At 56.3% G+C, this 25,490-nt stretch carries 24 protein-coding genes and 2 tRNA genes; 11 read left to right on the forward strand and 15 right to left on the reverse strand.

Annotation, left to right across the window (positions count from 1 at the left end):
- The 4 genes from ACFSW5_RS23425 to ACFSW5_RS23440 all read left to right on the forward strand — a co-directional run.
- Positions 1-1,119: energy-coupling factor ABC transporter ATP-binding protein (locus ACFSW5_RS23425; protein ID WP_379278794.1), on the forward strand; the 1,119-nt coding region annotated here is incomplete at its 5' end.
- Positions 1,106-1,933, forward strand: a complete 828-nt coding sequence (locus ACFSW5_RS23430; protein ID WP_379278796.1) for an energy-coupling factor transporter transmembrane component T family protein — start codon at positions 1,106-1,108, stop codon at positions 1,931-1,933. The genes ACFSW5_RS23425 and ACFSW5_RS23430, both read left to right, overlap by 14 nt.
- A 36-nt stretch (positions 1,934-1,969) precedes the next feature.
- Positions 1,970-2,728 carry a PHP-associated domain-containing protein gene (locus ACFSW5_RS23435; RefSeq protein WP_379278798.1) on the forward strand — a complete coding sequence of 253 codons (759 nt, stop codon included), beginning with the start codon at positions 1,970-1,972 and terminating at the stop codon, positions 2,726-2,728.
- Between the two features lie 160 nt (positions 2,729-2,888).
- A tRNA-Pro gene (locus ACFSW5_RS23440) sits at positions 2,889-2,965 on the forward strand.
- Positions 2,966-3,197: 232 nt separating this feature from the next.
- On the opposite strand, the gene ACFSW5_RS23445 is transcribed toward ACFSW5_RS23440, so the two are convergent.
- A complete protein-coding gene (locus ACFSW5_RS23445) occupies positions 3,198-4,391 on the reverse strand; it encodes an ROK family protein (RefSeq protein ID WP_379278800.1) in 1,194 nt (397 codons plus the stop codon).
- 285 nt (positions 4,392-4,676) lie between these two features.
- Here ACFSW5_RS23445 and ACFSW5_RS23450 point away from each other — a divergent pair, with 285 nt between their 5' ends.
- The 5 genes from ACFSW5_RS23450 (at position 4,677) to ACFSW5_RS23470 (ending at position 11,451) form a co-directional block, all read left to right on the forward strand.
- Positions 4,677-5,312: a chromate transporter gene (locus ACFSW5_RS23450; RefSeq protein WP_379278802.1), complete on the forward strand. Its 636-nt coding sequence runs from the start codon at positions 4,677-4,679 to the stop codon at positions 5,310-5,312.
- A 27-nt stretch (positions 5,313-5,339) separates the two neighbouring features.
- Positions 5,340-5,873 carry a chromate transporter gene (locus tag ACFSW5_RS23455; protein ID WP_379278805.1) on the forward strand — a complete coding sequence of 178 codons (534 nt, stop codon included), beginning with the start codon at positions 5,340-5,342 and terminating at the stop codon, positions 5,871-5,873.
- An 89-nt stretch (positions 5,874-5,962) separates the two neighbouring features.
- Positions 5,963-6,475 carry a DinB family protein gene (locus tag ACFSW5_RS23460; protein WP_379278808.1) on the forward strand — a complete coding sequence of 171 codons (513 nt, stop codon included), beginning with the start codon at positions 5,963-5,965 and terminating at the stop codon, positions 6,473-6,475.
- A gap of 337 nt (positions 6,476-6,812) precedes the next feature.
- Positions 6,813-9,719 (forward strand): family 78 glycoside hydrolase catalytic domain, encoded by a 2,907-nt coding sequence (locus tag ACFSW5_RS23465; RefSeq protein ID WP_379278810.1) that lies wholly within the window; start codon positions 6,813-6,815, stop codon positions 9,717-9,719.
- A gap of 331 nt (positions 9,720-10,050) precedes the next feature.
- Positions 10,051-11,451 (forward strand): MFS transporter, encoded by a 1,401-nt coding sequence (locus ACFSW5_RS23470; RefSeq protein ID WP_379278813.1) that lies wholly within the window; start codon positions 10,051-10,053, stop codon positions 11,449-11,451.
- 174 nt (positions 11,452-11,625) lie between these two features.
- On the opposite strand, the gene ACFSW5_RS23475 is transcribed toward ACFSW5_RS23470, so the two are convergent.
- Positions 11,626-12,540 (reverse strand): NAD(P)/FAD-dependent oxidoreductase, encoded by a 915-nt coding sequence (locus ACFSW5_RS23475; RefSeq protein ID WP_379278815.1) that lies wholly within the window; start codon positions 12,538-12,540, stop codon positions 11,626-11,628.
- A gap of 264 nt (positions 12,541-12,804) precedes the next feature.
- Between ACFSW5_RS23475 and ACFSW5_RS23480 the strand changes: the two genes are divergently transcribed.
- The gene (locus ACFSW5_RS23480) at positions 12,805-13,164 is read left to right on the forward strand and encodes a BlaI/MecI/CopY family transcriptional regulator (RefSeq protein ID WP_379278817.1); all 360 of its coding nucleotides are present in this window, start codon (positions 12,805-12,807) and stop codon (positions 13,162-13,164) included.
- A gap of 13 nt (positions 13,165-13,177) precedes the next feature.
- Entirely contained in the window at positions 13,178-14,539 is a 1,362-nt protein-coding gene (locus ACFSW5_RS23485; RefSeq protein WP_379278819.1) for a M56 family metallopeptidase, read from the forward strand.
- A 107-nt stretch (positions 14,540-14,646) separates the two neighbouring features.
- Here ACFSW5_RS23485 and ACFSW5_RS23490 read toward each other — a convergent pair whose 3' ends face one another.
- The 13 genes from ACFSW5_RS23490 to ACFSW5_RS23550 form a co-directional block, all read right to left on the reverse strand.
- Positions 14,647-15,717 (reverse strand): hypothetical protein, encoded by a 1,071-nt coding sequence (locus ACFSW5_RS23490; RefSeq protein WP_379278822.1) that lies wholly within the window; start codon positions 15,715-15,717, stop codon positions 14,647-14,649.
- Between the two features lie 158 nt (positions 15,718-15,875).
- Positions 15,876-16,034, reverse strand: coding sequence for a small acid-soluble spore protein P (locus ACFSW5_RS23495; protein ID WP_379278824.1), 159 nt, complete (start codon positions 16,032-16,034; stop codon positions 15,876-15,878).
- 14 nt (positions 16,035-16,048) lie between these two features.
- On the reverse strand, positions 16,049-16,225 hold the full coding sequence (locus tag ACFSW5_RS23500; protein ID WP_379278826.1) for a hypothetical protein: 177 nt from the start codon (positions 16,223-16,225) through the stop codon (positions 16,049-16,051).
- Between the two features lie 17 nt (positions 16,226-16,242).
- A complete protein-coding gene (locus ACFSW5_RS23505; RefSeq protein ID WP_379278828.1) occupies positions 16,243-16,590 on the reverse strand; it encodes a hypothetical protein in 348 nt (115 codons plus the stop codon).
- 187 nt (positions 16,591-16,777) lie between these two features.
- Positions 16,778-16,866: transfer RNA gene (locus ACFSW5_RS23510), tRNA-Ser, on the reverse strand.
- Between the two features lie 99 nt (positions 16,867-16,965).
- Positions 16,966-18,249, reverse strand: coding sequence for a serine--tRNA ligase (gene serS / locus ACFSW5_RS23515; protein WP_379278830.1), 1,284 nt, complete (start codon positions 18,247-18,249; stop codon positions 16,966-16,968).
- 32 nt (positions 18,250-18,281) lie between these two features.
- Positions 18,282-18,869, reverse strand: a complete 588-nt coding sequence (gene pdxT / locus ACFSW5_RS23520; protein WP_379278832.1) for a pyridoxal 5'-phosphate synthase glutaminase subunit PdxT — start codon at positions 18,867-18,869, stop codon at positions 18,282-18,284.
- 208 nt (positions 18,870-19,077) lie between these two features.
- Positions 19,078-19,959 (reverse strand): pyridoxal 5'-phosphate synthase lyase subunit PdxS, encoded by an 882-nt coding sequence (gene pdxS / locus ACFSW5_RS23525; RefSeq protein WP_379278834.1) that lies wholly within the window; start codon positions 19,957-19,959, stop codon positions 19,078-19,080.
- A gap of 314 nt (positions 19,960-20,273) precedes the next feature.
- Positions 20,274-21,518 (reverse strand): D-alanyl-D-alanine carboxypeptidase family protein, encoded by a 1,245-nt coding sequence (locus ACFSW5_RS23530; RefSeq protein WP_379278837.1) that lies wholly within the window; start codon positions 21,516-21,518, stop codon positions 20,274-20,276.
- A 383-nt stretch (positions 21,519-21,901) separates the two neighbouring features.
- The gene (gene guaB / locus ACFSW5_RS23535; protein WP_379278839.1) at positions 21,902-23,365 is read right to left on the reverse strand and encodes an IMP dehydrogenase; all 1,464 of its coding nucleotides are present in this window, start codon (positions 23,363-23,365) and stop codon (positions 21,902-21,904) included.
- A 154-nt stretch (positions 23,366-23,519) separates the two neighbouring features.
- Entirely contained in the window at positions 23,520-24,710 is a 1,191-nt protein-coding gene (locus ACFSW5_RS23540) for a GNAT family N-acetyltransferase (protein WP_379278842.1), read from the reverse strand.
- A 16-nt stretch (positions 24,711-24,726) separates the two neighbouring features.
- Positions 24,727-24,954 (reverse strand): hypothetical protein, encoded by a 228-nt coding sequence (locus ACFSW5_RS23545; RefSeq protein WP_379278844.1) that lies wholly within the window; start codon positions 24,952-24,954, stop codon positions 24,727-24,729.
- A 19-nt stretch (positions 24,955-24,973) separates the two neighbouring features.
- The gene (locus ACFSW5_RS23550) at positions 24,974-25,360 is read right to left on the reverse strand and encodes a hypothetical protein (RefSeq protein ID WP_379278846.1); all 387 of its coding nucleotides are present in this window, start codon (positions 25,358-25,360) and stop codon (positions 24,974-24,976) included.
- Positions 25,361-25,490 lie beyond the last annotated feature (130 nt).

The raw sequence follows: 25,490 nt of genomic DNA on the forward strand, positions 1-25,490 counted from the left end.
GACGCGCCGCGCCCGCCGCGCGCTGCGCTGCATAGCGGCACCGGCGCGGCGACCGCAACCGGCAGCGGCGAGCCGTGCGATACCGGCATGGCAACTGCAACCGGCACCGGTGCCGCGACCGCGACCGGCAACAGCACGCCGTCCGCTGCCGTCGAGGAAGCTCCGCTTTATCCGGTGACGCTGCGCGAAGCCGCCGTTTTCTTCGAGCGGCGCGGCGACCGCTTCTACCCGGCCCAAGCCGGAACGGGCGGGATCGCCGAGCAGAGGGCGGAGGCGCAGCCGACGGTCGTCTTCGAGCACGTGTCGGCCGGCTACAAAACGATCAGCCGGACCGATCACTCCGTCCTGCGCAACGTCTCGCTGACGCTCCGCGAAGGCGAACGGATCGCCGTCGTCGGCAGCAACGGAGCCGGCAAGTCGACGCTGCTGAAGCTGATCTCCGGCATCCGCAAGCCAACCTCGGGAAGCGTGACGGTCTGCGGCTACGAGACCCGCAAAGTTTCGCCGGAGCATCTGTCCGACTACGTGTCTTACATTTATCAGCAGCCGGAGGAAATGTTCATCGAGGACACGATCCGCAAGGATATCGCTTATTTCCTCAAAGCTCGCCGCCGCCCGGAAACCGAACGGCTGGTCGAGGACCTGATCGGCCGCTTAAGGCTGGCCGGGCTGGCGGACCGCGACGGCCGCCTGCTGAGCGGCGGGCAGCAGCGGCGCGCCACGCTCGCCATCGGCCTCGCCATGCAGCCGGCGGTCATGCTGCTCGACGAGCCGACCGCAAGCCTCGACGCTTCGAGCCGCCGCGAAGTGACCGCGCTGCTCGCCGGCCAGCTTACAAACGTCAAAACCGTCGTTATCGCCACTCACGACATGCAGCTCGTGGCGGAGTGGGCGAGCCGCGTCATCGTGATGCACAACGGGGAAGTCGCGCTGGACACGGATAGACGGTCGCTGTTCGCAAACGGCGCCGTCTTGGAAAAGGCCGGCCTTACGCCGCCGCAAATTACGCTGCTTGGAGCCGCGCTCGGCATGGAGCCGCCTTGCCTCTCCGTCGACGAGTTCATGGGGCGCATAACCCCAAGCTATACGAAGGAGGAATGTCCGGTTGGAAGCCATTAAACAAGGTCTGCTCGACAAGCTCAGCGTCGAGCAGATCAAAGTCGAGCTGATGCGCACGGCATTCGGCCGCCAATCGACGCTGCTTTCGCGGTTCGACCCGCGCGTGCTGATCGGGTGGTACGCGGTTATGGCCGTTGTGCCGTGGTTTATTTCCAATAAATTTATACTGCTCGGCCTGCTCCTTCCGATGATCGTCCTAACGCTGACGTCCAAGGTGAGCCCGCTTGTCCTGTTCATTCTCGGCTTCGGCCTGGTCAGCGAGATCGGCTATATCCTGTTCGGCTCGCTCTTGTTCGGGGGCAGCTTCGCGGCGGTATGGCCGCTGATGACCCTCACGCTGAAGCTGCTCGTCATCTCGCTGGCGAGCATCGCCGTCTTCTCCAGCATGGACCCGGAACGGCTAAGCGACGCGCTGCTCAGCATGGGCGTTCCGGCGCAGTTCAGCTTCGGCGTATCGTACGGCTACCGGATGCTGCCGATTCTGATCGAGGAATACCACCATCTGTTCCATTCCTTCCGTTTGCGGGGCCGGGCCCCGCTGAAGAAAGGGCTGTTCGGCTGGCGTTCCGTCCTTTATCTCGGCGGAACGGCCGTTATGACCTTTTATCCGCTTATGCTGAACACGGCGAAACGAACCCGCACCACGGTAGAGGCGCTGGAGGTCAAAGGCTTTACCTATGCCCTCGTCAGCCCCGACGCCAAGCGGCTTAAGCTTGCTTATTTGCGAATACGCCCGGCCGATATCGTCTTTATGGCCGTTTCGCTGCTTTATATGGCGGCCTTGTTCGGCGCCGGGCACTGGATATCTCTCTGAGACCGCGTTTAATAATACAGATAGGAGAACCGCCACATGATGAACATTGATTTGCATACGCACGGCAAGCTGGCCAAAAAAACGGACTTCTCGCTCGATTATTTCCTTTCCATGGCGCGGGAGGCGCTGGCGAGCGGTCTGCACGCGGTTGCGCTGACCGAGCATTTTAACACCCGCCGTTTCGCCGATATGCTGGACTGTCTGGACGGGCACTTCGACTACGCCGGAGACCACTATGTCGTGGAGGGGCTAAAAGTGTTCAGCGGCATGGAGATCGACGTGCGGGAAACCGGCCATATTCTCGTCATCGGCAACCGCGAGCTGATCCGCTCCTTGAACGCCGGCCTCGAGCCTCATAAAGAGAAGGGCAGCTTCGTTCCGTTCGGAGAGCTGCTGGACCGCACGGACGATCTCCCGCTGCTGCGGATCGGCGCTCACCCGCTGCGGACGGGCACGCCGCTGACGCATCATGCCCCGGAGCTGCTCAAGCGACTCGACGGCTTTGACTTAAACGCCAAAGACTTGTACGAGCAAGGCCCGGGCATGGAGGGACGCGTGCGCGAGTTCGCTCTGGGACTGGGCCTCCCGGTATTCGCCGGCAGCGATTCCCATCAGCCGCTGCAGTTCGGCAGCGTGTGGAACGAGCTCCCCGAAAGCTGCGATACGGCCGAACAGCTTCGCTACCTGCTGACCGGCGGCCAAGCGAAGATCGGGATTTCCCCTTGCTTGAACGTCAAGGTGAAAGGCGCGCAGATGATGAAAGAGCTGCTCAAGCAGACGATGTCGATCGCCTAACGGCGAGCAAGTCCGAATAAAACACAAAGCCTCTTCAAAAGTTCGGGATTATATGGCCCAAACCGTCCGAAGAGGCTTTTTATCGCGCCTGGCCGCCCTTTGACAACCGCCGCCCAAACGTGATAAACTATTTTTACCGCGCGATCGCGAAGGATCTTTTCGAGACGTGGCTCAGCTTGGTAGAGCGCTTGCTTCGGGAGCAAGAGGTCGCAGGTTCAAATCCTGTCGTCTCGACCATACATAACCGACAAACTGCAGTCTCCGACTGCAGTTTTTTTGTTGCCGATTTTGCGCCGCCCGGTGCCGCCAAAAAGAACCTCCTGCTTCCACACCGTATCAGCATGAACGGTTCTTCAAGTAACCCCCGCATCGGCACCGGAGATCCAATCATCGCCGGCGGAACGCCAATCGCCCGCCTCTCCTCCATCGAAGACAGGCGGTCGGCTTCTTGCTTCGTCTAACCGGCTCCCTACAGCTCCAGCCGCTGCCGGACCATGATGGCGGCGCCCGTCGCAACCGCATCCTCTCTCAGCATGCCTTTGGAAAATTCGGGCTTGTATTGCGGGAACCAATACGTATTTTTTTGCGCGACCTCCACGGCCGTCCGGAAAAACAATTCATGGGAGTTCACCAATGCGCCGCCCAAAATAATATGCTCGGGATGGAACAAATTAATCATGTTGGCCAGCCCGATGCCGAAATAAGCGGCCGACTCCGCAAACAGCTCCTTCACGAAAGGGTCTTCGTTCGCCAGCGCCTTCAGCAGCACGTCGTAGCCGATTTTCTCCGGCGCGACCCCGTACCGGTCGGGCAGCTCGGTTCGCCCCAGCTTCGCCTGGGCCTGCGCTTTGCGGACGATCGCTTCCACGGAAACGAACGACTCCAGCGCGCCGTAATTGCCGTACTCGTGGAGCCGGCTCCCTCCTGCCTGAATAATCATCTGGCCGGCCGCCCCCTCCACGTCGTTCGCGCCGCGAATGAGCCTCCCTTGCGACATCATCGCCGAACGGATGCCCGCTCCCGCATGCACATACAGCATATGCTGCATGTTCGCATAGCGGTGAGCCCACTGCTCGCCGAGCAAAGCCGTATTCGCCCCGTTCTCCAGCACGGCGCGGTAACCGGTCTGCCGCTCGAGCAATTCGCAGATCGGCACGTCGTTCCAGCCCGGCGCGGCAAAATGCAGCGGCTTCTCGATAACGCCGCGCTCCCGGTCGATCGGTCCGACGGCGCCGATGCCGATGCCGATAATGTCGGCCGGCTGAATCTGCAAGTCGTTCAGAAACGACTTCATATAGCCGGCCGCGTGCGCCACGAACTGCTCCGGCGTCATGCCTTCGTCCATTCGCCAATGCACGATGGATCTCGCGTTCATTTGCATATCGAACAGCCCCAAGCTGGATACCACCCGGGAGATGTCCAGCCCGAAGATGTAGCCGTATGTCGGGTTTATTTCGTATAGTATCGGTTTGCGCCCGCCTTTGGATTCGCCGTATCCGGATATCCGCAGCAGCTTTTCGGCCATCATTTCGTCGAGAAGACGGGTCATCGTGCTGCTCGTCAGCGCAAACTCCTCCAGCAGCTCCGCTTTGGACACTTGCCCCCGGTCGGCAATGCGCGAATAAATCAATTTCTTGGAGGACGGAATTATATTTGAAATCAATGGTCCTTGCTCCTTTTGGCGCTTTCGTTCAAATCCCATTATATCGCACTATATCGCACTTGCCCATGATGGCGAATAGGAACTTAATCGACCTACTTTAATCCAAAATGAAATTAAGTAGCTTATTTATGACAAGTATTCAAGACCGGATTAGTCGGTTTTATTGAAAATATCGGCAATTCGCCCCATTTCTTCTGCGGTGTTCAAAAATGATTCATTTAACTTGATACCAATTTGAATTAAAGATGGTATAATAGAAAAGCAATATGCAAGGAGGGAAAACCAATGCCGCAGACGTTATCCGGCAAGGCCGCGCTGCTGCTGTCTCTGTTCTGGAGCTTTGTCCGCATCGGACCGGCCGCGTTCGGCGGAGGGTATGCGACGATTCCGCTCATCGAACGGGAAGCCTTGAATAAGCGGTGGGTGACGCAAGAGGAGATGAACGATCTGCTGTCGCTCGCAAGCTCGGCGCCCGGCGGGACGGCCGTGAACGCTTCCGCCGTCATCGGCTACCGGCTGGCCGGCATTCCGGGAGCCGTAACGGCGGTTGCCGGCATCACGCTGCCGACGTTTATTATCGCGTTCGCGCTGAGCCTTCTGTATTCGGTCTTTCGCGACGTTCATAAAGTACAGGCCGCCCTTCAGGGAATCCAAGGCGCCGTCATTGCGCTTATGATCTGGGCGGCCGTCCGGATGGCCAAGTCCGCCTTGTTCGACGCCACCACGATCGCGATCGCGTCCGTTACGGTGGCCTTGCTTGTTTTTACAAGCGTCAACCCGGTTGCCATCGTGGCGGTCGGCTTGTTCGCCGGCATCGTTCTGATCCGGCTGAAACGGCTGCTGGGGCTTCGGAGCGATACGGAGAAGAAACTGCAAGCTTCGGTCCGGGAAGAAATCCACTATCCGGAATACTACATTTAATCCGACTATAAAAAGGGAGGGACGGTCATGCTCGGGGAGCTGTTTGTCGTATTTCTAAAAATCGGGCTGCTCGCGTTTGGCGGGGGCTATTCGGTCATCGCGATGATCCGGCATGAGGCGACGGCGCGCGGGTGGCTGTCCGACGCCGACTTCCAGAATACCGTCTCGATTGCCGGTATGGCGCCCGGTCCCGTCGCCACGAACAGCGCCACGCTGGTCGGGTACGAAACGGCCGGCATCGGCGGAGCTGTCGCGGCCACGCTTGGGATAGTGCTGCCTTCCCTGCTTCTCATGATCGGGGCGGCCGCCTTTCTGTACCGGATTCACGATAGCGTCTGGGTCAAATCCTCGATGTACGGGCTTCGCCCGATCGTGACGGGGCTTATTTTGTATGCCGCCATCCATTTCGGGCTGACGGGGAACGGCGAGCCGTTCGTCAGCTGGACGACGTTCGCCACGCTCGCGATCAGCGGCGGCGCGTTGCTCGCCCTTTTTAAATACAAGCTGCATCCGCTTGCCGTTATCGCCGCTTCCGGGGTAGCCGGCATCGTGCTTTTTTAAGACCGGGTCGATTCCAATAAAGGATTACGGCTGACGTCCGGCGAATTGATTTCATAACGCCATTCTATTCCAGGAGGAGGGTTTTCGTTATGATTGCAAAACCGCAGCAAGGAGAATACAACCCTTTTTACGACACTTACATCGGCAAAATCCCCGAAGGCGACCTGATCGCCGTGCTGGAGCGCCAGCAGGAGGAGACCGTCAAGCTGCTCGGCGAATTGCCGGAGGACAAGCATCTGTACCGGTATGCGCCGGACAAATGGACGCTTAAGGAAGTGCTCGGACATATCATCGACAATGAACGGATCATGAGTTTCCGCATGATGTGCATCGCCTACGGCGAGCAGAAGCCGCTGCCCGGCTACGACCAGGATGAGTACATGGCGAGCGATCCATACGCCGGCTGCACGCTGCCGCAATTGTTGGAGGAATATAAGCTTGTCCGCCAAGCTACGATTGCGCTGCTCAAGCGGCTTCCGGAGAAGCTGCTTGCCAACCGGGGAACCGCAAACGGCGGTCCGGCATCCGCGCGGGCGTTCGCCTATATTATTGCCGGACACGAGCTGCACCATATGTCCATTATTAAAGAGCGGTACCTCTAGTTCGGTCCATCGCCGCCTCATTGCCGGAGCTGAAGGCTTCGCTTCCCTTACCGGGCCGCGAAGCCTCTACGCCCTCCGGCAGCATAATCTTCGTCCTACTACAGCCAGATACCCGCTTCGACTCCCGCAGCAAAGAGGAAACCGACTTTCTTTCATTCTTGTCAGAGCACGTACGGTGCGGCTTCAACCTTACGCCCGAGCTCATATCCGCACACCCAAAAAAAGACGACATCCCCCCAAAAAATCAAACGCTTACATATTGCTCCGGACGCTTCTATAATGGAAGACAGCCTTAATCGAATGCATTTATTCCCGTTCACGAAGGAGATGCATGTTCATGTCATGGTTAACCGTTCAATCGCTAACGATCGAGTATCGCGAGCATCTGCTCGGCACCGGCCTGGGGAAGCCGCGTTTCAGCTGGACGCTGGATTCGGATCGGAGAGGAACGATGCAGCGCGCTTACCGGCTGCAGCTTGCGGCGGAAGGCGGCAGCTTCGATTCGCCGCTCTGGGATACCGGCCGAGTGGAGTCGGACGAGTCGCTTCACATCGTATACGGCGGGCCGGCGCTCGCGTCCCGGACCGGCTACCGCGTGAGGGTGAAAGTATGGGACAACTTCGAGGCCGAGTCGGAATGGAGCGCAGAGGCGAAGCTCGAGACGGCGCTGTTCTCTCCCGAGGAATGGCAGGCCCGCTGGATTACGCCGGACGATAAAGACATCCCGGCCGACGCCAAGCCGGCTTTTCTGCTGCGCCGCAGCTTCGAAGTCGCGTCTCCGGTCGTTTCCGCCCGCATATACGCGACGGCCGCCGGCGTCTACGAAATTTATTTGAACGGGGCCAAAGTGTCGGACGATTTGCTCGCTCCCGGCTGGACCAGCTACCGTCACCGTCTCCAGTATCAAACGTACGACGTCACGGATGCGCTGAAGACCGGAGGCAACGGCATCGGCATCATGCTCGGCGACGGCTGGTACCGGGGCGGACTCGGCTTCGACGGCCGCAACTATATGTACGGAGATTGCCGCGCCGCTCTGCTGCAGCTCCATATCCGTCATGAGGACGGCACGGAATCGGTGGTTTCGACGGACGATAGCTGGCGGGCGGCGCTTGGGCCGGTGCTTTATTCGAACATCTACCACGGCGAAACGTATGACGCCCGCCTCGAACAAGCCGGCTGGTGCGAATACGGCTTCGACGATTCGTCGTGGAGCGGCGTCCGCTTGCCCGACTTGCCGTACGACCGGCTGGTGGCTCAAGAGAATTGGCCGACCCGCGTCACGGAGACCATCCGCCCGATCGGTCAATGGGTAACGCCGGCGGGGGACCGTATTCTGGACATGGGACAAAACATGGTCGGCCGCGTCCGAATGGCCGTGCAGGCTCCGGCGGGCACGCGAATTACGCTGCGCCACGCGGAGGTGCTGGACAAGGACGGCAACATCTATTTCGGCAACCTTCGCCCTGCCAGGCAGACGGTCGAATATATCGCGAAAGGCGGCGGCGTCGAGAGCTACGCTCCCCATTTTACGTTCCAAGGCTTCCGGTATGTGAAGGTGGAAGGTTTCCCGGGGCAGGAGAACGGGCTGCCGCTCGACGCATTCGTCGGGGAAGTCATTCATTCCGACATGCCGCCTGCGGGACAATTCTCGTGCTCCGACGACCGGGTGAACCGGCTGCAGCGCAACATTCAGTGGGGGCAGCGCGGCAACTTCCTCGACGTGCCGACGGATTGTCCGCAGCGCGACGAGAGACTCGGCTGGACCGGGGACGCCCAGGTGTTCATCCGCACCGCTTTGTTCAATTACAACGGCGCCCCGTTCTTTACGAAGTGGCTGCGCGACGTGAAGGCGGAGCAGCACGAAGACGGCGGCATTCCGTTCGTCGTGCCGGACATCGTCGGCGGCGCCAACTCCGCCGCATGGGGAGACGCCGCCGTCATATGCCCGTGGCATGTGTACCAATATTACGGCGACCGCCGGCTGCTCGCCGAGCAGTACGAAAGCATGAAGCGGTGGGTGGAATATATTCGGGCGCAGGGAGACAATGAGTATCTGTGGAATACCGGCTTCCACTTCGGCGACTGGCTGGCGCTCGACGCCAAGGAAAACAGCTATACCGGAGCAACGCCGAAGGAGCTCGTGGCGACCGCTTTCTACGCTTACTCCACAAGGCTGCTGAGGGATGCCGCCGACGCGCTTGGCTATGCGGAGGATTCGAACCGCTACAGCGAGCTGCTGGAGCGGATTACGGAAGCATACCGGAGCGAATTCATGACGCCGACGGGACGAATGGCTGCACCGACGCAGACGGCACACGTTCTGACGCTTATGTTCGGTCTCGCCGACGACGCGGTAAAAGCGCGGGTAGCGGAAGACTTGAACAATCTGATCGTCGAGAACGACTACCACCTGACAACGGGCTTCGTCGGCACGCCTTATCTCTGCTTAACGTTGTCGGAGCACGGGTATCACACGACGGCCGTCCGTCTCCTGCTTCAGGACAGCTACCCCGGCTGGCTGTACTCGGTGTCCAAGGGAGCCACGACGATCTGGGAGCATTGGGACAGCATCAAGCCGGACGGATCGTTCTGGAGCGACGACATGAATTCGTTTAACCATTATTCCTACGGCGCTGTCGGCGATTGGATGTACCGCAAAGTAGCCGGACTCGACATGGACGGCTCGTCCCCGGCATTCAAGCGGATCCGCATCGAGCCGCTGTTCGGCTCGACGCTGCTTGACCGCGCGGAAGCGTCCTACCGGTCAATGTACGGCTTTGTGAAGTCGGGCTGGACCGTAAACGGAAGCCGGATCGAAGTTTCGGCTGCGATTCCGGCGAATACAACGGCGGTTATCGTGCTGAAAGGGGCATCGGCCGCCGGCGTAACGGAAAGCGGTTCCGCCTTGTCGGGCGGCGCGGCGGGCGTCAAGAGCTTCCGGGAAACGTCGGACGGGCTCGAAATCGAGGTCGGTTCGGGCGAATACCGTTTCGCTTACGAAAGCCCCGGCCTGTTCCGGCAAAGCTACAGCGACCGGACGCGGCTCAGCGAAGCGCTGATGGACGGCCGCGCCGTCGAGGTGCTGAAGCGGCATGCGCCCCAGCTGCTGGACGGCGCTGCGGTTCATATCGCGAAGCCGCTCTCCTTTAAGCAAATTGCCGAGAACGGCATGCTGCGGGTGTCCAGAGAAACCGTCGACCGCATCTTGAAGGAGCTGTCGGAAGCCGAAGCTTTAGCTTGATCCGGCGGCGATCCGCCGGTGAATCCCCATGACACCGTAACAATGGCTGCATGGCCTTAAAGCATTTAAAGCGATTCCCGCACGGCTTGAACGCTCGCCGGGAATCGCTTTTTTTTGCTGGCCGCGGCTTCCTCCCTCCGCTATAAGAAAACCTCGATCGAGCCTCTCGAAGCGTCTCGAAGATGAGCGACCGCGTTTAAAGGCAGGTTCTAGTGCCAACTGGAAAGATCTATAGTATGCTATATGCTAAAGTTGTACCAAACTTAAGCTTTCCGATGCGGTAATAAAACCTAGATCAATTCGAGGTAATAAAAGGAATTTCCATTCAAAGGTGATCTCATTGTTCAAACGTTCGTTCTACAGCCTGCTCACGACGCAAACCGTCGCCAACGCGGCGGACATTTTATATATTACGGCGCTGACCGTGCTGGTGTTGGAGCAGACGTCCTCCTTGCTGTCCGCCGTGTTCATCCCGCTTCTTCGGGTCGGAGCGCAAATGATCAGCAGTTTTCTCGCGCCGCTTCTGCTCGCCGTGTATCAGCTGCCGTTTCTGTTGTTCGTCTCGCAAGGGGTGCAGCTGCTGTTTTTCGCGGCGCTGGCCGCCTATTTGCAATACGGGCCGCAGGAGCCCGCGCTGGCGGCGGTGCTGGCGCTCGTATTCGCCATGTCGTTCATGGACGGCTGGACGACGCCCGCCCGCAACGCGCTTATCCCGCGCCTCGCACCCGGCGACAGTCTTATGAAAGCCAACAGCCTGATGGCGCTCAGCGACCGGATCGTCCAGTTTGCCGGCTGGGGGCTTAGCGGGCTGCTCGTTTCCGTCATCGGTCCGGAGCCGACCCTTCTTCTTGCCGCCGTTTGTTACGCCGCCTCGTTCCTGTTCACGCCGCTGATTCGGGACCCGTTGGAGCGGAAAGGCCGCTTTTGGGCGCATCCCCGGACTGATGTGAAAGAACACCCGGCGCGCACCGAACCGGATTCCCGGCTGCAAACCGGACCGAAGTCCGGGCCGCAGCCGTTGGCCGCGGAACAATCCGGACCGGATTCGAAAGTGAAGACAACGACGCCCGGAGCCGGTTCCAAGGGGAAGCTCGCGCTGCTTCGCGAAGGATTCGGCTTCATCGCCGTTTCGCCGAGATTAAGAACGCTTGCCGTTATCGATATCATCGAAACCTTAGGCGCTACGGTATGGGTCGGCGCTTTTACGCTTGCGTACGTGCAGGACGTATTGGGCCAAGGGGAAGCCTGGTGGGGCTACATTAACGCCGTCTATTTTGCCGGAACCGTCATCGGCAGCTTCGGCGTATTGACCCTCGTCCGAAAACTGCGGAACCGCGTTTATGGGGCCATGCTGGCCGGCATGGCGTCGTACGCCGTGCTGACCTTCTTATACGCATTCGGCGAATGGCCGCCGGCCGCGCTTGTTCTCGTCCTGCTTATGGGTCCGGTCGCCGAGCTCGCTTACATTGCCCGGCAGACGCTCATTCAGCAAAGCGCGGATGCGGCAATCCTCCCGAAAGTGACGGCCGCGCAAAACACGATCGTCAGCTTCACCAGCATGGTCTCGCTGTTGCTTCTCGGGTGGGCGGCCGACCGGCTCGGCATCGTCGCCGTTTATGTGCTGACGGCGGCTCTTACCGTCTGCGCCGTTCTGTTCGGCTTGCTGGCGCGGCGCGCCTTCGCGGCAAGTTCCGCGGCTAAGGCGGATGCCGCCGCGGTACAGCACCAATAGCCGGCTCTCTCGCATAGGTTCTGCCCCTGCCCCTGAACGGCTGCCCGTCTTGGCGAAACCGCCATATCGGGCAGCCCTTTGTCCATTGCCTCGCGAATCCGCTTCCGGCTCCCTTCTCAATTACGCATGGGGAAACGTACCGCACTCAGATTCCTTTCCGCCTTATCTCGCCCCTCACTCCTGCCCGTACCAAGCCTCCTCCAGCAGCTCGCCGTTGATGCCGATGGCCGCAAGCGCCCCCGTCGACGCCGCCGTCACGACTTGATACAGCTCCGTCGCGGCATCGCCCGCGCTGTAGACGCCCGGGACGTTCGTTTTGCCGTAGGCGTCCACGGCGACGGTTCCCGACGGCGTCAGCCGGCAGCCCAAGGTCTGCGGCAGGTCCGATCCGGGCGCAAGCCGCGGCGTAAAGAAAATGCCTTTGCAGGCGATAGTGATTCCGTCCTGCAGAATGACGCATTCCACGATGCCGTACGTCGATTCGATGGCTCGAATCGACGCCTCGAATACGGGAATGCGATGGCGGTCCAGCTCGGCGCGTTGTCCCGGGGTTAGTCCGTCGGGACCGTTCGTGCACAGAACCGTATCGTTCGTCCAACCCGACAGCAGCATCGCCGAGTGCATCGCTCCATCACCTCTCGCAATAAGGACAAGAGGCTGATCCCTCATCTCCCAACCGTCGCAATAGGGGCATACGAAGGCGCTTTTGCCGTACACCTCCGCAAGCCCGTTGATCTCAATAGGCAGATCTTTTTTGCCGACGGCAAACAGCAGCTTCCGGCTCCGGTACATCGCCCCTGTCTTCGTCCCGATCCAAAAATCGCCGTCGCGTCCGGATACCGCCACAGCCGTATCCTCCGCGAATCGAACGGACGGATAAGCGCCGATCTGTTCCTTCGCCAGCTTGCGGAACTCGCCCGGATTCATGCCGTCCCGGGTCAAAAAACCGTGCGATTCGCGCGTCACCCGGTTCCGCGGCCGCTCTTCGTCGATAACGATAACGCTCCTTCTCGCTCTGCCTAGCACCAGAGCAGCGTTCAGCCCGGCCGGACCGCCGCCGATAATGGCGACATCGATAAGCTGTTCCATCCGCCTCAACCTCCTATCGCTTTTCCTCGTTATGTATGTCATCGCAACGATCGCTCTTTTGTCGGCCTCCGACGAGACGGCTCGCGACGCCGCTGACATTATGTATATGACGGCACATGCCGTATTCAATACAAGCCTGAGGATTTGACGGAGTTCGTAAGAAGAATGACCTTACACGTATGAAATATACTTGATAAAGACGGACTACTGTGATAGTCTTGAAGTGGTTTAGACTATTGCAATAGTCCAAAGGAGGGTGGAGGATTGAAAGTCAAGTTATTTGATTCTGAATTGAAGGTCATGGATATTTTGTGGAAGGAAGGGCCAACAACCGCCAAGGAACTCGTTGCCCTCTTGAAAGAACAAGTGGGCTGGAACAAGAATACCACTTACACCGTTATTAAAAAGTGTATCGAAAAGGGCGTCATTGAAAGGATCGAACCGAATTTTTTGTGCCGGCCGGCTATTTCGAAGGAACAGGTACAGGAGCAAGAAACGACGGAACTCATCAACAAAGTATTTGACGGCTCCGTTGATCTGCTTTTTGCGTCTCTTTTGGGCAGAAAAAATCTATCCGCCGAGGAAATACAAAAGCTGAAGCAAATTGTAAGTAAATTGGAATGAGGCGTTTATTCTGATGAATATCATTCAAACAAGCTTTTCAGCGGTCGCCCTCATTATTGTAGTCGTTATCATTCGAGCGCTTGCTTTGCACAAATTGCCGAAGAAAACTTTCCTTGTACTGTGGGGAGTGGTTGTCGTTCGATTGCTTCTTCCGGAACCTATCCCCTCGCAGTTCAGCTTTTACACAGCATTAAATACGGTGAAACAGATGCTCGCCGAATGGTCGGCGCCTCCTCATCCCGAGAACATGGGTGACATTTCTTATGCAGATACTATTCCTGCTGCCGTTCAACCTATATTCATAAACGCTTCAACCGTACCTCTTTCATCCGTAACGATTGTTTGGCTAAGCGGCTTCTGTTTATGCGCCATGTTTTTCATCGCAACCTATCTGAAGGCTATTAGGGAATTTCAAACGTCTTTGCCTGTCGACAACGATTTTGTTGTCCGTTGGATCCATGAGCATTCCATACGGCGCTCCGTACAAATTAGACAGTCCGATAAAATCACTGCCCCATTGACCTATGGCCTATTCCGCCCTCAAATTCTTTTACCCAAAACGATGGATTGGACGAATGAAGCCAGGCTTCGTTTTATTTTAACCCATGAGCTTGTGCATATCAGACGTTTCGACGCGCTGACAAAATGGCTGCTGGCCTTTGTATTCTGTTTGAATTGGTTTAATCCCTTTGTATGGGTGATGTATGTATTGGCAAACCGCGATCTTGAGCTGTCCTGCGATGAAACGGTCTTAAAGATACACGGGGAAAGCTTCAAATCCGCATATGCCATGACGCTAATAGACATGGAGGAACACAAGACCAAGCTGTCGCTGTTGAATAGCCATTTTAGTAAAAACGCTATTGAAGAAAGGATAGTGTCCATTATGAAAATAAGGAAATTTTCTTTGACCGCATGCATACTAGCTGCTGCCGTTATCCTTGGCTCGGCAACGGTATTTGCCACAAGTGCGGCACAATCCTCCGAACATGTAAGCGGACAAAACGCGGCAAGCGATAAAGCCGGAAAAGGGCCCGATCTATGGAGCGACGATGATTCTCTTGCGGTCGAAAGAGTAGCGAGCGGAAAATATTCGAATTCCTACAATAAAATTCCGGCGGGGGACGCTCAAACATTTGGCGGGTATGCTCTTCATGAAGGTGATCAAGTAGCGTTGAATTACTCGAATACCGGCGGCAAACTTGAGGTCCGAATATTGGAATATACGGATCGGACCCCTCTCGATGGAAAGCTGGTGGACAACGGCTCCGAGATGACCATAACGAAAGGCGGAAACTATTATTTTCTTATTCAAAATCTTTCGCAAAACGAAACTCCAAGCGAAAACGTGAAAATTGAAATTAAAATCAACTGATGCTAAGTATGAAAAATCAAGCCTGCGGCGCTTAGCCGCAGGCTTCTGCCAGCAGAGAATACCCGCTTTATCTCCCCTCATCGGGAAACCCGCTTCTTGTCCATCGCCTACATGGCAGAAGGAGATTGCAGCAGCTGCGTAAACTGCTCCCATGTTAATGGATCCGTCGGAAGCTCCTGTTCGAAGGCAACCGGCTTATTGATGCCGTTATATTCGGTGTCGAACCGAAGATCCAGCTTCCCTGACACCCGCTCGGCCCCGGAGACTGTGTCCTTCCATTCGACGTTAATGGTCATAGATTGATAATGGACATATCCGTCCCGGATCGCCGATACGATCGAAATATCGTTAACCTTCAGACCCGCCTTCAACCTTTCCGTCAGCCCGTCCGAGCCGGCAGCCAGATCGCCCTTCCATTGTTCAACCCGCTCCTTCGTTACGTTCAACAACTTTAAATACTCCGCGTTGTCGAGCAGCAGGTCGTAAAGCCCGGGCAGCAGCTTGCCCGTCACGGCAGCCGCCGCATCGGCCTGGTTCTGAGGCGTAATGCCAAATCGGATCACCCGCTCCGCCTTTACGCCCTCCGGCAATCCGGCATCCTTCGTTTCAAGCTCGGAGAAGTAACCGTCCCCGTCAAAAGACGTCATGATCAGCTTCTGAACATCCCCCGCAAGCAGTTGGCGGTTGGCCGCAACATCTCCCTCCGCGTCCTTCGAAGCATTGTTCTGCTCTTGAAGCGCCAGCTCAATATATTTATCCGTTGCCGCTTCCGGCAGCGGCAACGCGGGCAGCGCCGGCAGCTTCATATACAGTTTATCCCCGGTCGCTATCATCGGCACGTTAAGCGTCACGCCCCCGCCGGCCAGCTCCAGCTGCAGCTTCCAATCCGTCCGGAACGGCTCCTTCCGATACTCCGTGTTCATATGCAGCTTGCTTCCTTTCAGTACCGTCGCGACATAACCGGCGGAAGCCGCTTTGTCGCCTTGAACCGGTATGTTCGCCTCATGGATCGTTACGGTCGTTTGCGCCGAATAGGACTCCGCCGCGGCCGTCTTCTCCATCGCCTTCAGAAGCGCTTCCTTCGGCGAACCGCCGTTCGTGCAACCCGAAAGCACGATTAATACGACCATAATGGCGATCGATACAATGATCGATCTCTTCCCCTTTTGGATCGACAACGTTATCCCCTCCTCTTCCCTATAACGCGCCATACCCATTCTATAGCATAACACGCCGTAATTGAAGCGGATGCCCGATCGTCCGGCTAATGAAAACAAAAAAAGAGAGGCTTTGCGCCCCTCTCTTCGCTGCTTCGGTTTCGAGCCACCCGTCCGGATCAACCTTCCGGATTGTTGTGGCTGACATGGTTATGCTGCTTCGTTTTTTTCGATCCGGACATCGGCGCTTGCGGCTGATTGCTTCCGTCGTTGCGCGCTCTTCTCCGATCCTCTTCCGGTCTCGGGACCGGGATGCTTTTCGACTTCCCTACTGTCATGGTTGCTTCCCCCTTTAGCTGCGCTGATGCTCCAAGTCGGTCGGTTCATCGTGATTCAGCGCATCCTGATGCCTGCGGTCCATGGAGTCCTGCTCCAGCTGCTGGGCCTGATGCGAGTTGACCGGATTTTTATCCAGCTCCTGCACCACGTTGAACAAATTTTTATCGGACGTGCCTTTCGCTTTGGTCATGTTGACGGGCAGCCTCCCTACGCATGCGTCAGCTGATGAAGCGCTTGGGCGCATTCATGCAGATGGCGGGTGTAATCGGATATAAGCTGTTGAATAATATCGGTTCGTTCATCCACGTGGATGCCGTCTCTCTCCACATCGATCAGCTCGGCTTTCACCTCGCGGCTGTCGACATACGTCACTTTAAAATCAAGGGAATACTTCTGATGACCGGCTATGTCGATCGTTACTCGTAATGCGTTCGCTTGCGACTCGTCCGGGACGACCGTGCACGAATCGGTTTGGTTGATCCGGTCGGGCAATACCCGCTGCCAAGCTTCCGCAAGCTGCTGCGAATCGATGCGCAGTTCGTCGTTTTTACCCATAGATAGCACCTCCACATCCATTAAGATGCGATAAGGCCGGGCGATTTATACGGTCAAGCCGAGCCGATTCAATCCTTGTTAAAGGGACTTTATGGCGAGAAAGAGAAGTCAATGAAAGGCAATCCCTCCGAAAAAGAAAAAACGCCCAGAGGCGTAATCGCCTCCGAACGCTTATCACGAGTATGTATGGCGGAGAGAGTGGGATTCGAACCCACGTGGGCTTGCACCCTAACGGTTTTCAAGACCGCCCCGTTATGACCGCTTCGGTATCTCTCCATCGTATGATCGCCAAAATAGGACCACAAATATCATTGTACCATAGGTCAAAAACGCCAAGCAACCGCCAATTTCTGACCTATGGCACTCATGAAAAGGTTAAGCCTTCGGACGGATTTCGGATATGCCGCCCATATACGGACGAAGCGCTTCCGGTATGATCACCGAGCCGTCAGTCTGCTGGTAATTTTCAAGAATGGCGGCAACCGTACGCCCTACCGCAAGACCCGAGCCGTTCAGCGTATGCACGAATTCCGGCTTGCTCTTCGCGTCGCGGCGGAACCGGATATTCGCGCGGCGAGCCTGAAAGTCTTCGACATTCGAGCAAGACGAAATTTCGCGGTAAGTGCCCGCGCTCGGCAGCCATACTTCGAGATCGTACGTCTTGGCTGCGGAGAAGCCCATATCGCCCGTGCACAACGTCAACACGCGATACGGCAGTCCGAGCAGCTGAAGCACGCGCTCCGCATTGGCCGTCATCTTCTCCAGCTCGTCGTACGAATCTTCCGGCTTCGTCAGCTTGATCAGCTCGACTTTGTTGAACTGATGCTGGCGAATCAACCCGCGCGTATCGCGGCCGGCCGCGCCCGCTTCGGAGCGGAAGCACGCGCTGTAGGCGACGTAGTACTTCGGCAACTCCTCGGCCGACATAATTTCTTCGCGGTGCAGGTTCGTCACCGGCACTTCCGCCGTCGGGATCAAATAATAGTCGGAATCCGTCAGCTTGAACAGATCCTCCTCGAACTTCGGAAGCTGCCCCGTGCCGATCAAGCTGTCGCGATTGACGATATAAGGCGGCAGCACCTCTTCATAGCCGTGCTGATCGCTGTGCAGATCCATCATAAAGCTGATGAGCGCGCGCTCCAACCGGGCACCGAGCCCTTTATAGAAGACGAAACGCGAGCCCGTCACTTTCGCCGCCCGTTCAAAATCGAGAATATCGTTCTCCTGCGCGATTTCGTAATGCGCCTTCGGCTCGAAATCAAACGCCGGAACGTCGCCGACACGGCGGATTTCCACGTTGTCCTCTTCCGAAGCTCCGACCGGCACGCTTTCGTGCGGGATGTTCGGAATAGAAATCGCAAGCTCCGTCACTTCGGCATCGAGCTCCCGCAGACGGTCGTCCAGCTCTTTAATCCGGTCGCCGACTTCGCGCATTTCAGCAATAAGCGCCTCGGCGTCGCCGCCGGATTTTTTCAGCTTCGCCACTTCCTGCGAGACGGTGTTGCGGCGGTTCTTCAACGCTTCCGTTTCTTGAATGAGATCGCGGCGCTGCGCGTCCAAAGCCGGGAATCCGGCAATCAGGTCAAGCGACTTGCCGCGGTTGCGCAAAGCCTGCTCGACTTTGTCGAATTCGTTTCTTAACAATTTTACGTCAAGCACAATCGGTAAACCCCTCTCTGAAGGGAAAATAGTTAATTCGTCGCGTGCGCGGCACGTTCTTTCGCCATTCGGACGAAATAAGCGTGCAGGCTGTAGTCGTCGGTCAATTCCGGATGGAAGGATGCCGCCAGCAGATGCCCTTGTCTCGCTGCGACGATCTCGTCGTTATAGGTCGACAGCACCTCTACTCCGGGTCCCACTTCTTTAATAAGCGGCGCGCGGATAAATACGGCCCGAACGGGCTCGTCGATTCCTTTAACCGACAGATCGGTCTCGAAGCTTTCGCGCTGACGGCCGAACGCATTGCGCGCCACGGTCATGTCCATCAGCTTCAGATGCGCTTCTTCCTGCCCGTCAATGCGATCCGCAAGCACGATCAAGCCGGCGCAAGTGCCGAATACCGGCTTGCCCTCGCCGGAGAAGGCGCGAATCGCATCGATAAAATCATATTTGCGCATCAGCTTGCCGATCGTCGTGCTCTCCCCTCCGGGAAGAACAAGCCCGTCAAGCTCCTGCAATTGCTCCTTTTGCTTAACGGCGACCGCTTCCGCGCCCGCCGCCTCCAAGCTTCGTATATGCTCCGCTACGGCGCCTTGCAACGCCAATACCCCAATCTTCATCGTTCCAACACGCCTTTCTGAACTTAAGAAGCAACGACTTCATCGTCCTTGATCAAAGGATAAAGCGCTTCGTCAAAAAATAAGCCGGTCAACAGTGAAGCTTATCCTTTCGTATCTTTCAAGCGCAAACGGCCGCCGCCTTCCTGAAGGAAGGACGGGACCGTCTCGCCGTGAACAGATAAGCCTCAGCCCCGATTGGGTCAATTCGTTAAATGCCGCGGTCTTGCATCCGTTCGGACGTGTGCAGCTTCGAAATCTCGATGCCCTTCATCGGCGTGCCGAGGTTTTTGGAAACTTCCGCGATCAGCTTATAATCCGTATAGTGCGTCGTTGCTTCCACGATCGCGCGCGCGAACTTCTCCGGGTTGTCGGATTTGAAAATGCCGGAGCCGACAAAGACGCCATCCGCGCCAAGATGCATCATAAGCGCGGCGTCAGCCGGAGTCGCTACGCCGCCCGCGGCAAAGTTGACGACCGGCAGCTTCCCGTTCTCGTGTACGCCAAGCAGAAGCTCGTAAGGAACGCCCAGCACCTTCGCTTCGTTATACAGTTCGTCCTTGGACATGCTTTGCACCTTGCGGATTTGCGAATTGATGAGACGCATATGGCGGACGGCTTCCACGATGTTGCCGGTTCCCGGCTCGCCTTTCGTGCGGATCATCGCCGCGCCTTCCTGAATGCGGCGAAGCGCTTCGCCCAAATCTTTGGCGCCGCATACGAAAGGAACGGTGAACTCGCTTTTGTCAATGTGGAATACGTCGTCGGCCGGCGTCAGCACTTCGCTTTCGTCCAAATAGTCGACGCCGAGCGCTTCCAGCACTTTCGCTTCCACATAATGTCCGATGCGGGCTTTCGCCATAACCGGGATGGATACGACTTTCATAACCTCTTCGATAATCGTCGGATCCGCCATGCGAGCCACGCCGCCGGCGGCGCGAATGTCGGAAGGCACGCGCTCAAGCGCCATGACGGCGGTTGCGCCGGCAGCTTCCGCGATTTTTGCTTGCTCGGCATTCATGACGTCCATAATAACGCCGCCTTTTTGCATTTCGGCCATACCGCGTTTAACACGAGTTGTTCCTGTCTCCATTTGTCCATATCCTCCTATAAGGTAGCCAACTTGTCGATCGTATACCGTTTTTATTGCAATATAAGGATTTATAGGTTTGCGCTTTTCAAAATATAAGGCCCATAGATGTTTACTCTTATATCGCCTTACATTTCCCGCCGAAACCGTCTGTCCCTCGATAGGAAGACGTAGTTGTTCCGGCTTGCCGCCTTATATTTCTCGCCGAACGGTTCGTCCTTCGAATAAGGACAGAATGCTTGTCTAACCATTTATTTTACAGTATTGCCTTAATTCCGACAACCCTTCTAGGCTTAGTCAGAGGACATTTGCCGATTTTAGAACAAATCCAGGATGCCGTTAAACAAATCGCTGAAGAAATTGCCGATACTGCGGAACGTCAAGCGGAACCAGCCGGCTTTCTCCACCGGTTCGGCCGCTACCAGGTTGACCGTCTGTTCCGTCTTTTTGCCTTCTTCGTCCGTATACGTATACGTTACCGTACCGATTTTCTGGCCGGCCTCGATTGGCGCGACAAGTTCGTCTTCGCCCGGGATTTGCTTTGCCGTCAGCTCGATTTTCGGTTCAGCGCCTTTCTTCACGTAGAACGATACGTCGGCATCGGTTACGACCGGCACCGTAGTTTTAACGCCTTTTTTCAGTTTTACCTTTTCGACCGATTCTACAACCGATTTCGCCGGAACCGCCACTTTCTCTTCAAACGTGCTGAAAGCGTAATTGTACAGCTTGGCCGTTTCCGTAAAACGGGCGCCCATCGATTCGGTGTTCATGACAACGCTGATGTAACGGACGCCGTCGCGCATGACGGTACCGGTGAACGTGTAACCCGCCTTCGAAATATAACCAGTTTTCATGCCGTCAACGCCTTGATAAGCGTATTGCTTGAAGTTCTGGATCGAAGAGTTCGACTCCAGCATCCAGTTGTAGTTGATCATCGGATCCTCGTCCCGCTCGCGGAACTTGTATTGCTGGATTTTGGAATATTCCAGAAATTCCGGATGCTTCGTCAGAATGTTGCGGGCAAGCGTCGCCATATCCCGCGCCGAGATGACCGTCGTGTCCAGAAGGCCCGTCGCGCTTGTGAAATGAGCGGAGGTGAGTCCCATCTCTTTGGCCGTCTCGTTCATCTTCTCCACAAACTTCTGTTCCGTTCCGGAGATATGGTCCGCCAGCGCGATCGTCGCGTCGTTCGCGGATCCTACCGCCATTGCGATATACAAATCTTTAACCGTATGTTGATCGCCTTGGGCCAAATAAATTTGCGAACCGTCCGCAGGCGTCGATGCCGCCTCCTCCGAAACGGTCACGACCGTATCCCAAGACAAACGTTTATTCGATATTTCTTCCAGGACGATATATTCCGTCATTAGTTTGGTCATGCTTGCCGGCGGGCGCGGAGCATCAGCGTTCACTTCATACAATACTTGTCCCGTATCCGCCGCCATCAAGATCGCGGAAGATACATTCAATCCCAGCGAATTGTCCACCCATTCCCCGCCAGGCGTGCCCGCTGCATGCGCACCAGTCGAACCGAGCGAGAGCACTACCAACCATACTGCCATAAACGATGCTGCTACTGTCCGCAGTCGCTTCGGTCTAACTATTGCTTTCAATGCAGTCTCTCCCTTTCTCCCATGTATTTTACCGTAGCTATTGTATCATATAGACAAGTAGGATTAAACCTTCGGGGAACGGGTTTTAAGCCGCCTCCGCCCTGAAGGGAAGGAACCATAAGCTCTTATGGGGAGACAAGCCGTTTAAGCCCAACGGATAGCGGTTTCCGGCAGCGATAATGTCATATTTTTTCGGTTTAAGTCACGCCCGCGTTAGAGCCCATTCCGAAAATTACCACTCCGATCAGACGCCTTTCATTGTACAAAAAATAGGCAGAAGCTCCGCCGAAGCGTAACCTCTGCCTACGTTAATGTGTTTATCCAGATTCCGATTAAAGCGAGTAGTTCGGCGCTTCTTTCGTAATTTGAACGTCATGCGGATGGCTTTCGCGAAGACCCGCGCCCGTAATCCGAATAAACTGCGTATCGTTGTTCAGCTCTTGGATCGTTCTTGTTCCGCAGTAGCCCATGCCGGAGCGCAAGCCGCCGATCAGCTGATGCACGGTGTCCTTCAGAGGGCCTTTGTAAGGAACGCGTCCTTCGATGCCTTCCGGAACAAGCTTGCTGACGTTTTCGCTTTCTTGGAAGTAACGGTCTTTGCTTCCGGCTTTCATCGCTGCCAAGGATCCCATGCCGCGGTATACCTTAAAGCTGCGGCCTTGGAAAATTTCCGTCTCGCCCGGGCTTTCGGAAGTGCCGGCGAACAAGCTGCCGATCATAATGGCGCTGGCGCCTGCGGCAATCGCCTTCGTAATGTCGCCGGAGTACTTGATGCCGCCGTCCGCGATTATCGGCACGTTGTATTCGCGTGCGACGGTCGCGCAATCGTAAATCGCCGTAATTTGCGGTACGCCGATACCCGCGATAACTCGAGTCGTACAGATCGAGCCCGGACCGATGCCGACTTTGACGACCGATGCGCCGGCTTCGATCAGCGCGCGGGTACCTTCGCCGGTAGCGACGTTGCCCGCGATGATGACGAGATCCGGATAGGTTGCCCGCAGCTTGCGGACTGCTTCCAAAATGTTATGGCTATGGCCGTGCGCGGAATCGACAACCAAGACGTCGACGCCGGCTTGCACGAGAGCCGCCGTTCTTTCTTCCGTATCCTTCGAGATTCCGACGGCCGCGCCGCACAGCAGACGCCCGTGCTTGTCTTTGGCCGCGTTCGGGAACTGAATGGCTTTCTCGATGTCCTTGATCGTGATAAGGCCTTTCAAAATATTGTTCTCGTCTACAAGCGGGAGCTTCTCGATCTTATGCTTCTGCAGCAGCACTTCCGCTTCCTCCAGCGTCGTGCCGACAGGAGCCGTTACGAGCTCGGTATGGGTCATAACTTCCTTGATTTTGATCGAATAATCGTGGACGAAACGCAAGTCGCGGTTCGTCAGGATGCCGACCAGCTTGCCCGTGTCATCGACGATCGGAACGCCCGAAATCCGGTATTTGCCCATCAGCTCTTCGGCATCGTACACATGGTGTTCCGGCGTCAGAGAGAATGGGTTCGTAATAACGCCGCTCTCCGAACGTTTAACCCGATCCACCTCTTCCGCTTGCTGCGCGATCGTCATGTTTTTATGAATAATGCCGATGCCGCCCTCACGTGCTATAGCAATTGCAAGCGCAGATTCCGTTACCGTGTCCATGCCTGCGCTCAACAACGGAATGTTCAGCTTTACATTCTCGCTAAGTTTGATCGATACATCAACCTCACGTGGCAGAATGTCCGATTTGCGCGGAATAAGCAGCACGTCGTCGAATGTTAGACCTTCCTTGGCGAATTTCGTTTCCCACACGAGTATGTTCCTCCCTTGAATTAGTACCTCTCACGTATATTATTGCAATATTAGCAGAGGGGTCTAGGGCTGTCAAGGCGCCGTACCGGACATTGAGGCGCGCCCTGGAGGAGCGCTCCGACGCTTGTAGTATGGGCAAAGGCTTGAATTCTTACTAAAAGAAATCCGCCAAATACGTGACTGCTTTAGGAATGCGCGCCTCCAACCGGCGGGCGTCTTCTTCCGCCATTCCGCTTGCCCGGCCGATCGCCCGAAGCTCGCCAAGCGTGCGGTATCCGAGCAGCAAGGCAGTCAAGGAGCCGATGTCGATCGACAGGGCGCCGGCGCTTTCAAGCTCCCCGTCATAACGGGTCAAGACAGCCTCGCCGCTTGACTTGATCGTCAGCTCGAAGTCGCCGTTGTTCCAAGGCGCATGTTCGTCGCGTATCCGAATATTGGATTTCGTCTCATCGGCCGACGGGACAAATCCATACTGCGCAACGAACGCCTCCGCGTCGACGATACGCGCCATAAAATACGGCACAATCTCCTGGCCGATACGCGGATTGGGCAGCCTATAGGCAAGCATATCGTCGGACGGCATCGTTAAAGTGACGCTGTCGATCATCGAGTCATGTTGGCCGATATACGTCCAGAGCGCCGAATAGGCTTGATTGTCCAAAGCAACGAATTCCTCAACCGTCATCTTTTTTTCTTTGACCGCGTAGATGATATACCCTGTCGGTTCACCGCTTTCGTTATAATAAACGACGCTCACCTCCGGCTTCGGGCTGAAGACGCGAATGTTCCACCAAGCCCGGGAGCGGCCCAGCATGCCGTTGTAGCGAACGGCATATTGCTCGTAAATGCCGTTAAGCAATTCCGGCTGCCCTTCAACCCTTACCATACGGCCTTCATATGCAGTTTTAGGCGGCAGCTCGCTTGTTTTCAACGTATATTTCTTGTATTCAATATAGGTTTCCCAACCGAATTTGCGGTAAAAGGAAAACGAGAACGGATGAAGCATCGAAATCGTTTGCCCTTCGGCTTTCATCTCTTGAAGGGAATGGCGCAGCAGCTTGGCAACCAAGCCTTGCCTCCGGTACTCCGGCCAGGTGGATACGCCCGCAACGCCGCCCATCCTGAAGGATTGGCCTCCTATGTATACGGGCAAATCCAAAACAGTGAGCTGAGCGGCAAGCTTATCGCCGTCGAATATCCCCCATTTGGCCGACGGCAACTCGGCGTCCTGCTTCTTCCGCTTCTCCAATTCTTCGCGCGATAATTGGTATTGAAACGCAAACTGGGACAATTCCATCCTTGCATCAAAATGCTCTACGCTCAATCGCTTCACTTCATCCGTCATCGTCCAAACCTCCTTATCAATTTCCATCTTTTTCATTATCGCACAGGACGCTTTCCAATGACGAGTTTAGTTGCAGCATAAAACAAAAACAACAAAAAACCTGCCGCATTACATGCGACAGGTTCTTCGTGCTTGGCGACGTCCATTCCGCACCGAATGAATTGGCTTCTGGACATCCTTCGAGGTCGGGATCTGAAGCTTCCTTTGACGCCGGGCCTTCCGCTTTGCCTTTGCTTCGATCCAAGCTTCAGATACTCTCCCGGTTAGAGTGAAGTCGCTTGGCTTCCGGGAACAACAAAAAACCTGCCGTATTTAATACGGCAGGTTCTTCGTGCTTGGCGACGTCCATTCCGCACCGAATGAATACGCTTCTGGATTTCCTTCGAGATCGGGATCTGAAGCTTCCTTTGCTGCCGGGCCTTATGCTTTGCCTTTGCTTCGATCCAAGCTTCAGATACTCTCCCGGTTAGAGTGAAGTCGCTTGGCTTCCGGGAACAACAAAAAACCTGCCGTATTAGATACGGCAGGTTCTTCGTGCTTGGCGACGTCCATTCCGCACCGAATGAATCCGCTTCTGGATTTCCTTCGAGGTCGGGATCTGAAGCTTCCTTTGCTGCCGGGCCTTCTGCTTTGCCTTTGCTTCGATCCAAGCTTCAGATACTCTCCCGGGAGAGTGAAGTCGCTTGGCTTCCGGGAACAACAAAAAACCTGCCGTATTAGATACGGCAGGTTCTTCGTGCTTGGCGACGTCCTACTCTCCCAGGACCCTGCGGTCCAAGT

Origin of the sequence: Paenibacillus thailandensis (assembly GCF_042685365.1) — a bacterium.
In the GTDB taxonomy this organism is placed as follows: Bacteria; Bacillota; Bacilli; order Paenibacillales; family Paenibacillaceae; genus Paenibacillus_AP; species Paenibacillus_AP thailandensis.